Raw genomic sequence first — 14161 nt, 5'->3', positions numbered from 1 at the left:
ATCTTTAAGTACAGCCCAGTAAATGCGAATCATAGCAAAATCACCAAAAATGGAATATCAGCAAATTCCTGGAGTTATTTCAACCTATTGACTTTTAATTTGAAATAGGGATTAACTTTTAGTACGTTACATAAATGTAAATAAACGGCAATTCACATTGCCGAAACCGTGCGGTATATCGCACAATAACCCCAGATTTCACAGCAAAGATCCTCACAATGAGCAAATCATTACAGAAACCCACGATTTTGAAAGTGGAAACCATCGCCCAATCCCGGCTGTTTAAGGTCGAAAGCGTGGACCTTGAGTTCAGCAATGGCGTACGCCGCGTTTATGAACGTATGCGTCCATCCACGCGTGAAGCGGTAATGATTGTGCCGATTGTTGACGACCATCTGATCCTTATTCGCGAATACGCGGTCGGGACCGAGTCCTACGAACTGGGTTTTTCCAAGGGATTAATCGATCCTGGCGAAAGCGTGTTTGAGGCGGCGAATCGGGAGCTGAAAGAAGAGGTGGGGTTTGGCGCAAAAGATCTGACGTTTTTAAAGAAACTCAGCATGGCGCCATCTTATTTCTCCAGCAAGATGAACATCGTGGTGGCAGAGGACTTATATCCTGAATCGCTGGAGGGTGATGAACCCGAGCCATTACCGCAGGTGCGCTGGCCGCTGGCGCATTTGATGGACCTGCTGGAAGATCCTGATTTTCATGAAGCACGTAATGTCAGTGCGCTGTTCCTCGTCCGTGAATGGCTGAAAGGGCAGGGACGGCTTTAATTACGATTGCCAACTGATACCTTATCCAGCCTACAAAATTCCGGAAGATCAAATAATTGTACCGAAATTGTAGGCCGGATAAGCGAAGCGCCATCCGGCAATCGATCAGAACAGTTCGTGTGTCTCACCATTATCGATAATGGTTGTCCCCACCTCATGCACCGCCTGTTGCGTCGGCTGAGTGCCTTCAATGAAGTACTCAGCGCGGCTATTGCCACCGTTCGCCAGTTGTCCTGTGCTGCGATCGATATTAACCGTCACGATACCCGGCGGTGGCGTCAGCGGCTGTTCAGGCACACCTTCCAGTACGGATTTCATGTAAGCATCCCATGCAGGCTGCGCACTCTTCGCACCGCCTTCGTAGCCGGAGATTTGGTCCTTGATCGCGCCGGAAGCCGTTGTATGACCAAGGTTGCGGCGATGGTCATCAAAGCCGATCCATACCGACGTTACTACCCCTGGTCCGTAACCGGAGAACCACGCATCTTTAGAGCTGTTGGTAGTCCCGGTTTTCCCGCCGATATCATGACGCTGTAAATCGCGACCTGCGCGCCAACCGGTTCCCATCCAGCCTGGTTCACCAAAGATATTGGTGTTCAGCGCGCTTTTTATCAGGAAGGCCAGCGGCGTGTTGATCACGTGCGGAGCGTACTCTTGTGTTCCGCTTTGCGCGACCAGTGCCTGGTTCGCCTGCTCAAGCTGCGGCATAGGCACGGCGGCATTCTGCTGTTCCTGCGAGACGGCGACATCTTCTACGTTACTGTTTTCCAGCACGTTAGATTTCTGGGTATCGCCGTAAATCACCGGAATATCGCATTCCGGGCAGGCAATTTTCGGCTTCGCTTCGAAGATAACGCCGCCCATATCGCTTTCGATCTTACTGATGAAATACGGATCGACCAGGAAGCCGCCATTAGACATCACCGCGTAACCGCGCGCCACCTGCAACGGCGTGAACGAAGCCGAACCCAGCGCCAGTGACTCGGTATGCACAATGTTCTGTGCCGGGAAACCGAAACGTTGCAGATACTCTGCCGCGTAATCCACACCCATGGCGCGCATGGCGCGTACCATCACCACGTTTTTCGACTGACCCAGCCCCTGACGTAAGCGGATAGGACCGGCGTACTGCGGCGGGGAGTTCTTCGGCTGCCAGTCGGAACCAGCACCGGCATCCCAGCGGGAGATCGGCACGTCGTTGAGCATGCTCGCCAGCGTCAGACCTTTATCCATTGCGGCGGTATACAGGAATGGCTTGATGTTGGAGCCCACCTGGCGTAACGCCTGGGTTGCACGGTTAAACTTGCTCTGGTTGAAGTCAAAACCACCAACCAGCGCCAGCACCGCGCCGTTTTGCGGATTGATGGAGACCAGGGCGGAGTTGACGTCCGGCACTTGCGCCAGCCACCAGGCATCTCCCACCTGGCGTACCCAGATTTGCTGGCCAGTCTGTACTACGTCGGTCACTTTACGCGGCGTTGGGCCTTGTTGAGTATCCGAACGGTAAGGACGCGCCCAGCGCATACCATCCATCCGTAATGACACTGATGTACCATCCGCCAACGCGGCAATGGCTTCCTGCGGATTGGCGCTGGTAACAACCGCCGGCAGCAGGGGGCCATAAGTCGGCAGCGCTTTCAGCGTATCGGTAATTTTCTTGCTGTCCCAACTGCTTTCGCCCACTTTCCACAGCACGTTCGACGGGCCGCGGTAGCCGTGGCGCATGTCGTAATCCATCACGTTGTTACGTACTGCCTGCTGAGCTGCCTGCTGTACTTTGCGCGTAATGGTGGTGGTGATGCGATACCCGTCTTCATAGGCTTTCTCGCCATAACGGTTATACATCTCCTGGCGCACCATTTCAGACAGATACGGTGCAGAGAAAGCGATTTCCGGCGCGTGGTAGTTAGCGTCAATGGCCTCGCCGCGCGCCTGATCGTACTGGGCCTGCGTGATGTAGTTTTCGCTCAACATACGCGACAGTACAACGTTACGTCGCGCGGTTGCACGGTCCATCGAATAGAGCGGGTTGAAGGTTGACGGCGCTTTTGGCAGACCGGCAATCACCGCAATTTCACTTAAGCTGAGTTGATCCACCGTCTTACCGAAATAGACCTGCGCGGCAGCACCCACGCCATAGGCGCGATACCCCAGATAGATCTTGTTCAGATACAGTTCGAGGATCTCATCTTTACTCAGCAGTTGTTCAATGCGGATCGCCAGGAACACTTCTTTGATCTTACGCATCAGCGTACGTTCCGGGCTCAGGAAGAAGTTTCTCGCCAACTGTTGGGTAATGGTACTCGCCCCTTGCGACGCGTGACCAGAGAACAATGCGACGCTGGCCGCACGGAAGATCCCCACCGGGTCTACCCCATGGTGCTCATAAAAGCGGCTGTCTTCTGTGGCGATAAAGGCTTTAACCATTACCGGCGGCATCTGATCCAGCGTGACCGGGATTCGACGTTTCTCGCCATATTGCGCGATTAGCTCGCCGTCAGCGCTGTAAACCTGCATCGGGATCTGTAAACGCACATCTTTGAGCGTCGCGACGTCAGGTAATTGCGGCTCGATATAGCGATAAAGGCCATAAATCGAGCCTGCTCCCAGCAGGATGCAACATACTGCAAGGATTAATAAATACTTTACGAACTTCACTGGAGATTTCCCATTTAGTGGCATTTGGGCAGTTTATAAACAAACGCGCGGTAGTATAAAGGCAAGCCAGACGCATTGATATACCCGTTAAAGCGACGGGTGATAAGGAGATCATCAGCAATGGCTTTCAATATCTGGAAAATTGGTCTGCATATTCAGCAACATGAAGCGCTGGCTGTCGCTATCGTTCGTGAAGCATCAGGTTGGTATCTGCAACGCTGGTGGCGTATACCGCTGGCGCCGCAGGTTATCGTCGATGGCCACATTCGCGAGCCTGAACAGCTGGTCGCCGCGCTGCTGCCGTGGAGCCGGGAGCTTCCTCGCCGACACCATATTCATCTCTCTTTTCCCGCCAACAGGACGTTACAAAAAAAGTTTCCTCGTCCGACAATGACGTTACGCGAGCCAGAGCAAACCGCATGGTTGTCCGGTTCGATGGCGCGTGAACTCGATATGGCGCCGGATGCGCTGCATTTTGATTATAGCGAAGACACGTTGAGCCCGGCATTTAACGTCACTGCTGCGCAAAGCAAAGAGATTTCAGCGCTTCTGACGCTTATCCAAACCCTGAAGGTGCAGGTTACGGCGATTACGCCGGATGCCAGCGCGTTACAGCGATTTATTCCCTTCTTGCCAGAACATCAGCAGTGTCTGGTATGGCGTGATGACGCCCAGTGGTTATGGGCGACCCGTTCGGTATGGGGACGTAAATCAACGGGCGATATTGGCAGTATCGATGAGCTTGCCACGACATTATCTCTGCCCACGACAGCCATTGCGCAATGCTTCCCTGGCGGCTTCGATCCTTTGAGCGCCGTGTCTGTACGCCAGCCGCCCATTCCAACGCAAAGTCATCACTTCGCCATTGCGCTGGGACTCGCTATGGGAGGCGCGTACCGATGATAGCGACCATTAATCTTCTGCCCTGGCGTCAGACTCGGCGTTACGCTTGCCTGCGCTTCTGGGGCATCTTATTTAGCGCTTCGCTACTGCTTAGTATTGGCGTGTTGTTGCGCAATTACAGCGTGTTGAGTGTAGAAAATCGGGCTGAATTGTTGCTGGCAGATGCCGAAAAGACGCGTGTCGAGGCCTTAATGGCGCTAAAGCCGCGTATGCAGCAGCGCCAGCAACGATGGCAACAGGTGCAGGCACGGAACAAACAGCGTGAGCAGACCCGAAGCTGGCAGTCGGTATTGCAAGAGCTGGCGGAATTACTGCCTGAGCAGGCGTGGTTAACAAAAATGACCTGGCAACAGGACACGCTGGAACTGACGGGAAACACGCTGAACTTTGCCGCGCTGAAGACTCTGGAAACGCAATTACGCCAGCGGCCATTATTTCAGTTGAGCAGCTCCGGTGAAACGCAGCAGGATGCGCAGGGACGCTGGCAATTCCACTATCGACTGACACGGAGCGGTGCGCATGATAACGCTCTGTGATGTCTGGTTAGCGCAGTCGCCGCGCTTTCGACTCATCTGCTGGTGCGGCTGGATGTTGGGGCTACTCATACTGGTGACGTTATGTCTTTATCCCGTAGCGCGGGAGCGGACGATGCAACGCGAGACGCTGGTCCAGCAACGGGCAGCTATTCAGATGCAATGGCGAGATGTCTATCTGCTGGCGGCATCACCAGCAGAGCCGGAAGAGAAACTGACCCTGTTCTCTCCACTACTGTTTCAGACTTCACTTACTCGTCTTATCCACTGGCAACCCTCTGCGCAAGGCGGAGAGATGGCGCTGATATCGGCCTGGGATGCTATCCCGCAGACGTTTGTCCAGTTGGCGGATCAGGGGATGAACGTCAGCCGATTTTCGCTTAGCGCAGAAGACACGGAGCTGCTGCTAACGCTACAGCTGGAGCGTCTGAATGACGGTTGAACGCTGGCTGTTGATATGCGTAAGCGTACTGATGCTCACCGGTATGCGTAATCCCTTCCTGCCGCCGGAGGACCGTTGCCAAATTGCTGAGCTGTCGACATGGCGTTTTCAGGGCATGGTGAGCCAGGGCACGCGACCCATTGGCATCGTTCAGGATAGCCAGAAAAAATGGCGGCGGGTTAAGCCAAATGACGTCCTGAAAAACGGTTGGACGATTACGCAGATAACGGCCCAGAACATAACCCTGGGCACAGAAAAAAACTGCGAACCGCCGCGGTGGCAGTGGCAACGACAAGGAGCGGTAAATGAAGCGATGGATAGCGTGGATAGTAATAGCGCTGGCGGTCGGGATAACGAGCGCACTGGCGACGAAACCGCAAAACGTGACGCTGGTGGTCGATGATGTGCCGGTTACGCAAGTATTGCAGGCGCTGGCTGAACAGGAACAGAAAAACCTGGTGGTTTCGCCAGATGTCAGCGGTGTGCTGTCGCTGCATTTGACGGATGTCCCCTGGAAGCAGGCATTGCAGACGGTGGTAAAAAGTGCCGGACTGGTATTACGCCAGGAGGGAAACATCCTGCATGTACATTCTGTTCAATGGCAGAGTGAAAATGCGGCCCGCCAGGACAATGAACAGGCGCGTATTCAGGCCAGTATGCCGCTGGAGCAGCGCAGCATTATTTTGCACTATGCCGATGCTGCCGAGCTGGCAAAAGCAGGAGAAAAGCTGCTCAGTGCCAAGGGAAGCATGACGGTGGATAAACGGACCAACCGCTTACTGCTGCGTGATAATAGCGTTGCGCTTAACACCCTGGAAAAGTGGGTATCGGAAATGGATTTGCCGGTTGCCCAGGTCGAACTGGCGGCGGATATCGTGACTATTAATGAAAAAAGTTTGCGCGAGCTGGGAGTGAAGTGGTCGCTGGCTGACGCACAACACTCGGGGGCGGTTGGGAATGTCACGACGCTCGCCAGCGACCTTTCTGTAGCCACCGCCACATCCCGTGTGGGATTTAACATTGGCCGTATTAACGGTCGTTTACTGGAACTGGAGTTGTCTGCGCTGGAGCAAAAACAGCAGTTGGATATCATCGCCAGTCCACGATTACTGGCATCTCACCTGCAACCTGCCAGTATTAAGCAGGGCAGTGAGATCCCTTATCAGGTCTCCAGCGGTGAAAGCGGTGCGACATCCGTCGAGTTCAAGGAAGCGGTACTGGGGATGGAGGTAACACCAACGGTGTTGCAGAAAGGGAGAATCAGGCTGAAACTGCATATCAGCCAGAATGTTCCCGGACAGGTTCTACAGCAGGCAGATGGCGAAGTGCTGGCTATCGACAAGCAGGAGATTGAAACGCAGGTCGAGGTAAAAAGCGGCGAGACGATTGCGCTTGGCGGGATTTTTTCACATAAGAATAAATCCGCAGCCGACAGCGTGCCGCTATTAGGCGACATTCCCTGGCTTGGCTCTCTTTTTCGCCATGATGGTAAAGAAGACGAACGGCGCGAATTAGTGGTCTTTATTACGCCCAGACTGGTTTCAACGGAATAACTTATGCATGAAAAGCCGTTGTTTTTGCACTGAACACGTTTCAGGGATTTGACGTGAGGGTGTATTTAGCATACAAGGAGTACCGATTTGAGCGTCGGTACTTTTCTTTACTTATGCGGCAGTGAATACGCTTTGCCTTTCCGGTGGTGTGCCATAGGCTTATTGGGTGTCATTTGACTGCGCGATACGTCGCCAGGTCTGATGTTTGCAGGGTAGCATGCCTGCCACGACCAGAAATGCGTTAGGTTTGGTGATTTATTCAGTTGCCAAACCCGCTTGAGTATTGAGATAATTTTCAGTCTGACTCTCGCAATATCTTATGAGGTTTCAGTTCATGTCCTGCTGCGCTGGGTGTCTGCGAAGCGGGTTTACCATTAACGAATAGTCTTAGTAGTACCGAAAAAATGGCAGAGAAACGCAATATCTTTCTGGTTGGGCCTATGGGTGCCGGAAAAAGCACTATTGGGCGCCAGTTAGCTCAACAACTCAATATGGAATTTTACGATTCTGATCAAGAGATTGAGAAACGAACCGGAGCTGATGTGGGCTGGGTCTTCGATGTAGAAGGTGAAGACGGCTTCCGTGATCGCGAAGAAAAAGTCATCAACGAGTTGACGGAAAAACAGGGTATTGTGCTGGCAACTGGCGGTGGCTCTGTAAAATCACGTGAAACACGTAACCGTCTTTCCGCGCGTGGCGTCGTGGTCTATCTTGAAACGACAATTGAAAAACAACTTGCACGTACTCAACGTGACAAGAAACGCCCGCTGCTGCAGGTAGAATCACCGCCTCGTGAAGTTCTGGAAGCGTTGGCTGACGAACGCAATCCTCTGTACGAAGAGATTGCTGACGTGACCATTCGCACCGACGATCAGAGCGCAAAAGTCGTAGCAAACCAGATTATTCATATGTTGGAAAGCAACTAATTCTGGCTGAATACACACTCGTCTGCGGGTACAAGTAACTAAGGTGGATGTCGCGTAATGGAGAGGATCACAGTCACTCTCGGGGAACGTAGTTACCCTATCACCATCGCGGCTGGTTTGTTCAATGAGCCAGCTTCATTCTTACCGCTGAAATCGGGCGATCAGGTTATGTTGGTGACCAACGAAACCCTGGCTCCCCTTTATCTCGATAAGGTTCGCGGCGTACTTGAACAGGCGGGTGTTAACGTTGATAGCGTTATCCTTCCCGATGGCGAGCAGTATAAAAGCCTGACGGTTCTGGATACGGTTTTCACCGCGTTACTGCAAAAACCGCATGGTCGTGATACCACGTTAGTTGCCCTTGGCGGCGGCGTGATTGGCGATCTGACCGGTTTTGCGGCAGCCAGCTATCAACGTGGTGTTCGTTTTATTCAAGTCCCGACAACTCTGTTGTCGCAGGTCGACTCCTCCGTTGGCGGCAAAACCGCCGTAAACCATCCCCTCGGTAAAAACATGATTGGCGCGTTTTACCAACCGGCCTCCGTGGTGGTGGATCTCGATTGTCTGAAAACGCTTCCTGCGCGTGAGCTGGCATCGGGGCTGGCGGAAGTGATCAAATACGGCATCATTCTTGACGGCGAATTTTTCAGCTGGCTGGAAGACAATCTGGATGCGTTACTGCGTCTGGATGGTCCGGCAATGGCGTACTGTATCCGTCGTTGTTGTGAGCTGAAAGCAGAAGTTGTCGCAGCAGACGAGCGTGAAATGGGCTTACGTGCTTTACTGAATCTGGGACACACGTTTGGCCATGCGATCGAAGCTGAAATGGGTTATGGCAATTGGTTACATGGTGAAGCAGTCGCAGCAGGTATGGTAATGGCTGCCCGTACGTCAGAACGTTTGGGTCAGTTCACCTCCGCTGATACGCAGCGCATCATTACGCTGTTACAGCGAGCAGGCTTACCGGTGAATGGGCCGCGTGAAATGTCCACCGAGGCTTATCTGCCGCACATGCTGCGAGATAAAAAAGTGTTAGCGGGAGAGATTCGTTTGGTGCTTCCGCGAGCGATAGGGAAGAGTGAAGTGCGCGGCGGAGTGTCGCACGAGGTGGTTCTTAACGCTATTGCTGATTGCCAGCAGGCGTAACAACAAGAAAGGTCAGGCTTACGTTGCGAAACGTAGGTCTTTTAGCTTCAGGTTATGTGCAAAGTCGTAAGCATTAACCTTTGAGTGGGGTGTTAAATGGATGAATTCAAACCAGAAGACGAGCTGAAACCCGATCCCAGCGATCGTCGTACTGGTCGTTCTCGTCAATCGTCTGAACGCGATAATGAGCCGCAAATCAATTTTGATGATGTTGATCTGGATGCTGACGATCGCCGTCCTGCACGTGCACGCAAAGAGCGTGAAGAAGAGCAGGACATTGAAGAAGAGTATGAATCTGATGACGATGCCGTGGATGAAGAGCGTGTAGAACGTCGTCCGCGCAAGCGTAAGAAAGCCGCCAGCAAACCTGCCTCCCGCCAATATATGATGATGGGTGTGGGTGTTCTGGTACTGCTGCTGCTGATTATCGGCATTGGTTCTGCGCTGAAAGCCCCCTCATCTTCTTCCAATGAGCAGGCAGCATCTGGTGAGAAGAGCATCGATCTTTCTGGCAGCAATGCAACGGATCAGGCGAGCGCAACGGCTCCTGCAACGGGCACTGAGCAGACCGCTGGCAATACCCAGCAGGATGTTTCCCTGCCACCGATTTCCTCTACCCCGACTCAAGGTCAGGCAACTGCGGCAACCGAAGGCCAGCAGCGTGTTGAAGTGCAGGGCGATTTGAACAATGCTCTGACACAACCGCAGGGTCAGGAGCAGGTTAACAACGCCGTGGTTAACTCTACGCTGCCGACCGAACCTGCGACCGTTGCGCCGATGCGTAATGGTAATGCTGCGCGCCAGACGGCGAAAACGGAAACGACTGAGCGTCCTGCTGCTACGCGCCAGGAACGTAAACAGGCCGTTATTGAGCCGAAGAGCAAACCGCAAACTACGGTGAAAGCGACGCCGACAGAGCCGAAACCTGTTGCTCAGGCAAAACCAACCGTAACTGCTACCGCGCCGACCACCACAACTAAAGCACCTGTGGTAACCGCTACGCCGAAAGCGACCGCTGAGCCGAAAGCAACTGCGACGCCAACGCAGACCGCAACGCCTGCGCCAACGGCGACAGCAACAACGACAACGCCTGTTGCTGGCGGAGCGAAAAGTGCAGGTAATGTTGGAGCGTTAAAATCTGCGCCGTCCAGCCATTACACGCTGCAGCTCAGCAGTTCTTCTAACTACGACAACCTGAACGGTTGGGCGAAGAAAGAAAACCTGAAGAACTACGTGGTGTACCAGACGACGCGTAACGGTCAACCGTGGTATGTTCTGGTGACAGGCGTGTATGCGTCTAAAGAAGACGCGAAACGTGCAGTGTCTACGTTACCCGCTGATATTCAGGCGAAAAACCCGTGGGCAAAACCGCTGCATCAGGTTCAGGCCGATTTGAAGTAAGATAGGATATGTTCTGCAATGGTTTGATGTTTCGCCCAATTGCGGGACAAAGACTAAAGCGCAGGATGCTGTCGGAGCTTTCTCCACAGCCGGAGAAGGTGTAATTAGTTAGTCAGCATGAAAAAAAATCGCGCTTTTTTGAAATGGGCAGGGGGGAAATACCCCCTGCTTGATGATATCAAACGGCATTTACCTCAGGGTGAGTGCCTGATTGAACCTTTCGTGGGTGCCGGGTCGGTGTTTCTCAACACCGACTTTTCTCGTTATATTCTTGCCGATATCAACAGCGACCTTATCAGTCTCTATAACATCGTGAAGACGCGTACCGATGAGTATGTGCAGGCTTCGCGTGAGCTGTTTATGCCTGAAACCAATCAGGCTGAGGTGTACTATCGGTTCAGAGAAGAATTTAATGCCAGCGAGGATCCGTTCCGCAGAGCAGTGCTGTTCTTGTATCTGAACCGCTTTGGTTACAACGGATTGTGCCGTTATAACCTGCGCGGCGAGTTTAACGTCCCGTTTGGGCGTTATAAAAAACCTTACTTCCCGGAAGCTGAGTTGTACCATTTTGCTGAGAAAGCGCAGAATGCGGAGTTTCATTGCCTCTCCTATGAAGAGTGCATGAACCGTGCGGATAGCAACTCTGTGGTCTATTGTGACCCGCCTTATGCACCGCTTTCGGCGACGGCAAATTTCACTGCGTATCACACCAACAGCTTTAGCCCGAAAGAGCAGGCGCATTTGGCCGAGATGGCAGAAAAGCTGGTCAGTAAGCAGATCCCGGTGTTAATTTCGAACCACGATACGCCCGATACCCGTGAATGGTACCGAGCGGCGAAACATTTTCAGGTCAAAGTGCGGCGCAGCATAAGCAGCAATGGCGGCACGCGTAAAAAGGTGAACGAACTGCTGGCACTGTATAAACCAGGAGTCGTAACGCCTGCGAAGAAATAAATCTCAAGGAGAAGCGGATGAAACAGTATTTGATCGCCCCCTCAATTCTGTCGGCTGATTTTGCCCGCCTGGGTGAGGACACCGCGAGAGCGCTGACTGCCGGTGCCGATGTCGTGCACTTCGACGTCATGGACAATCACTACGTACCGAACCTGACCATCGGACCGATGGTACTGAAATCGCTGCGTAAATATGGCATCACCGCCCCGATTGATGTTCACCTGATGGTGAAACCGGTCGATCGGATTGTCCCGGACTTCGCCGCCGCTGGCGCCAGCATCATTACTTTTCATCCGGAAGCCTCCGAGCATGTCGATCGCACTTTACAGCTGATCAAAGAGCATGGCTGTAAAGCGGGCCTGGTGTTCAACCCGGCAACACCGCTGAGCTATCTGGACTACGTCATGGATAAGCTCGATGTGATCCTGCTGATGTCCGTTAACCCAGGCTTTGGCGGACAGTCCTTCATCCCACAAACCCTGGATAAGCTGCGTGAAGTGCGTCGTCGTATTGATGAATCTGGCTACGATATCCGCCTCGAAGTGGACGGTGGCGTCAAAGTGAATAACATTGGTGAAATTGCCGCGGCAGGCGCAGATATGTTTGTTGCAGGCTCCGCCATTTTCGACCAACCAGACTACAAAAAAGTCATTGATGAAATGCGCAATGAACTGGCGAAGGTAAGTCATGGATAAGTTTCAGGATATTCGGGGCGCTGCATTTGACCTCGACGGCACGCTGGTCGACAGCGCGCCGGGATTAGCCGCAGCGGTGGACATGGCGCTGTATGCGCTGGAACTGCCGGTTGCTGGAGAAGAACGCGTTATCACCTGGATTGGTAACGGTGCAGATGTACTGATGGAGCGCGCGCTGGCGTGGTCCCGTCAGGAGCGCGCAACATTACGTAAAACGATGGGTAAACCGCCCGTTGATGATGATATTCCCGCCGAGGAGCAGGTACGTATTTTGCGTAAGCTGTTCGACAGATACTACGGCGATGTCGCAGAAGAGGGGACATTCCTGTTCCCTGATGTTGCCGACACGCTGGGCGCGCTGCATGCGAAAGGATTGCCGCTGGGTCTGGTGACCAACAAACCGACCCCGTTTGTCGCGCCATTGCTCGAAGCATTAGATATCGCCAAGTACTTTAGCGTGGTCATCGGTGGTGACGACGTGCAGAATAAAAAACCGCATCCGGATCCGCTGCTGCTGGTGGCAAGTAAGCTTGGCATCAAGCCTGAGCAAATGCTCTTCGTAGGGGATTCACGCAATGATATTCAGGCGGCAAAAGCTGCTGGCTGTCCGTCCGTTGGCCTGACCTATGGCTACAACTACGGCGAGTCGATCGCGCTGAGCCAGCCCGACGTTATTTACGACCGTATTAATGAACTACTGCCCGCTCTCGGGCTTCCGCATAGCGAAAATCAGGAATCAAAAAATGACTAAGCCCATCGTTTTTAGTGGCGCACAGCCCTCAGGTGAATTGACCATTGGCAACTATATGGGTGCGCTGCGTCAGTGGGTGAGCATGCAGGATGACTACCATTGCATCTACTGCATCGTTGACCAACATGCCATCACCGTTCGTCAGGATGCTCAGCAGCTGCGTAAAGCAACGCTCGATACGCTGGCGCTGTATCTGGCATGCGGTATCGATCCTGAAAAAAGCACCATTTTCGTGCAGTCTCACGTACCGGAGCATGCACAGTTAGGTTGGGCGCTGAACTGCTACACCTACTTCGGCGAACTGAGCCGTATGACCCAGTTCAAAGACAAATCCGCGCGCTATGCGGAGAACATCAACGCCGGTCTGTTTGATTATCCGGTACTGATGGCGGCAGACATCCTGTTGTATCAGACCAACCAGGTACCGGTTGGCGAAGATCAGAAACAGCATCTGGAACTGAGCCGCGATATCGCCCAGCGCTTTAATGCCCTGTATGGCGACATCTTCAAAGTGCCTGAGCCGTTCATTCCTAAATCCGGCGCGCGCGTGATGTCGCTGCTGGAGCCGACGAAGAAAATGTCCAAGTCGGATGACAACCGCAACAACGTGATCGGTCTGCTGGAAGATCCGAAATCTGTGGTTAAGAAAATCAAACGTGCGATGACAGACTCTGAAGAGCCGCCAGTTGTACGCTACGACGTGCAGAATAAAGCGGGTGTTTCCAACCTGCTGGATATTCTCTCCGCCGTCACCGGTAAGAGCATTCCGGAGCTGGAACAGCACTTCGAAGGCAAAATGTATGGTCATCTGAAAGGTGAAGTCGCAGAGGCCGTTTCCGGTATGCTGACCGAGCTTCAGGAACGCTATCACCGTTTCCGTAACGATGAAGCTTTCCTGCAGAAAGTGATGAAAGAAGGTGCAGAAAAAGCCAGCGCCCGCGCATCTGTTACGCTGAAAGCCGTTTACGAAGCGATTGGTTTTGTCGCCAAGCCGTAATGCGCTCTGTGTTGTTAAAAAAACCGGGAAGTTCCCGGTTTTTTTGTATCTGCGCAATCGCTTCTATTACTGATTCGCAGCCGGGCCACAGCCACCAATAATTTTTGAAATCGAAATTGCTGGATGCAGGAAATAATCGTAGCTGCAGTTATTTTTTGTGTTTTCGATATGACCAGTACACGCGGTCAGCGTAGCCAGAACACCAGCAACTAAGGTGATTTTTGCAAATTTAAACATGTCAAAATCCTTGTTAGATATCTATTTATAAATGGATGAAGTCCATTTTTCGCCGGATAAGATATCAACTAACATAAACTTTAAGTAGTCCAGAAAAGGACATGTCGCTTTATATATAAAACATACGATTAGTGAATTGAATTTAAATAAAAAAGCCTGGTATTAATAAATAATACCAGGCTGCGG

Annotated in this window: 15 protein-coding genes; 13 read left to right on the top strand and 2 right to left on the bottom strand. The window is 52.6% G+C overall.

Annotated features, from left to right (window positions below; genetic code table 11):
* Positions 1-218 precede the first annotated feature (218 nt).
* Positions 219-779, top strand: a complete 561-nt coding sequence (gene nudE / locus OGY67_RS21915) for an ADP compounds hydrolase NudE (RefSeq protein ID WP_048236942.1) — start codon at positions 219-221, stop codon at positions 777-779.
* Positions 780-884: 105 nt separating this feature from the next.
* On the opposite strand, the gene mrcA is transcribed toward nudE, so the two are convergent.
* Positions 885-3437 (bottom strand): peptidoglycan glycosyltransferase/peptidoglycan DD-transpeptidase MrcA, encoded by a 2553-nt coding sequence (gene mrcA, locus OGY67_RS21910; protein WP_162623412.1) that lies wholly within the window; start codon positions 3435-3437, stop codon positions 885-887.
* Positions 3438-3557: 120 nt separating this feature from the next.
* On the opposite strand from mrcA, the gene OGY67_RS21905 reads away from it, so the two are divergent.
* From OGY67_RS21905 to trpS, 12 genes are all read left to right on the top strand, one after another.
* Positions 3558-4340, top strand: a complete 783-nt coding sequence (locus OGY67_RS21905; protein WP_057067154.1) for a type IV pilus biogenesis protein PilM — start codon at positions 3558-3560, stop codon at positions 4338-4340.
* Entirely contained in the window at positions 4337-4876 is a 540-nt protein-coding gene (locus OGY67_RS21900; RefSeq protein WP_048236940.1) for a PilN domain-containing protein, read from the top strand. The genes OGY67_RS21905 and OGY67_RS21900 overlap by 4 nt, the downstream gene beginning before the upstream one ends.
* A complete protein-coding gene (locus tag OGY67_RS21895; RefSeq protein ID WP_032945211.1) occupies positions 4860-5315 on the top strand; it encodes a HofO family protein in 456 nt (151 codons plus the stop codon). The genes OGY67_RS21900 and OGY67_RS21895 overlap by 17 nt, the downstream gene beginning before the upstream one ends.
* A complete protein-coding gene (locus tag OGY67_RS21890; protein ID WP_057067153.1) occupies positions 5305-5718 on the top strand; it encodes a HofP DNA utilization family protein in 414 nt (137 codons plus the stop codon). The genes OGY67_RS21895 and OGY67_RS21890 overlap by 11 nt, the downstream gene beginning before the upstream one ends.
* Positions 5621-6868 carry a DNA uptake porin HofQ gene (hofQ, locus tag OGY67_RS21885; RefSeq protein WP_286574492.1) on the top strand — a complete coding sequence of 416 codons (1248 nt, stop codon included), beginning with the start codon at positions 5621-5623 and terminating at the stop codon, positions 6866-6868. The genes OGY67_RS21890 and hofQ overlap by 98 nt, the downstream gene beginning before the upstream one ends.
* A gap of 404 nt (positions 6869-7272) precedes the next feature.
* A complete protein-coding gene (aroK, locus tag OGY67_RS21880; RefSeq protein WP_003023552.1) occupies positions 7273-7794 on the top strand; it encodes a shikimate kinase AroK in 522 nt (173 codons plus the stop codon).
* Positions 7795-7851: 57 nt separating this feature from the next.
* Positions 7852-8940, top strand: a complete 1089-nt coding sequence (gene aroB / locus OGY67_RS21875) for a 3-dehydroquinate synthase (protein ID WP_003827681.1) — start codon at positions 7852-7854, stop codon at positions 8938-8940.
* 96 nt (positions 8941-9036) lie between these two features.
* Positions 9037-10341 (top strand): cell division protein DamX, encoded by a 1305-nt coding sequence (gene damX / locus OGY67_RS21870; protein ID WP_286574491.1) that lies wholly within the window; start codon positions 9037-9039, stop codon positions 10339-10341.
* Between the two features lie 117 nt (positions 10342-10458).
* A complete protein-coding gene (gene dam, locus OGY67_RS21865; protein WP_003827684.1) occupies positions 10459-11295 on the top strand; it encodes an adenine-specific DNA-methyltransferase in 837 nt (278 codons plus the stop codon).
* Positions 11296-11312: 17 nt separating this feature from the next.
* The gene (gene rpe / locus OGY67_RS21860; RefSeq protein ID WP_003023561.1) at positions 11313-11990 is read left to right on the top strand and encodes a ribulose-phosphate 3-epimerase; all 678 of its coding nucleotides are present in this window, start codon (positions 11313-11315) and stop codon (positions 11988-11990) included.
* Complete coding sequence (gene gph, locus OGY67_RS21855; RefSeq protein ID WP_003837920.1) at positions 11983-12741, top strand: phosphoglycolate phosphatase; 759 nt, start codon at positions 11983-11985, stop codon at positions 12739-12741. Before rpe ends, gph begins: the two co-directional genes overlap by 8 nt.
* The gene (gene trpS, locus OGY67_RS21850; protein WP_003827687.1) at positions 12734-13738 is read left to right on the top strand and encodes a tryptophan--tRNA ligase; all 1005 of its coding nucleotides are present in this window, start codon (positions 12734-12736) and stop codon (positions 13736-13738) included. Before gph ends, trpS begins: the two co-directional genes overlap by 8 nt.
* A gap of 66 nt (positions 13739-13804) precedes the next feature.
* Here trpS and OGY67_RS21845 read toward each other — a convergent pair whose 3' ends face one another.
* A complete protein-coding gene (locus tag OGY67_RS21845; protein ID WP_008786311.1) occupies positions 13805-13975 on the bottom strand; it encodes a YhfL family protein in 171 nt (56 codons plus the stop codon).
* Positions 13976-14161 lie beyond the last annotated feature (186 nt).

It is taken from the genome of Citrobacter sp. Cpo015 (assembly GCF_030333035.1).
Taxonomy (GTDB): domain Bacteria; phylum Pseudomonadota; class Gammaproteobacteria; order Enterobacterales; family Enterobacteriaceae; genus Citrobacter; species Citrobacter portucalensis.
Note: the sequence above shows the minus strand (reverse complement) of the source record. Positions and strands in the feature narration are given on the sequence as shown.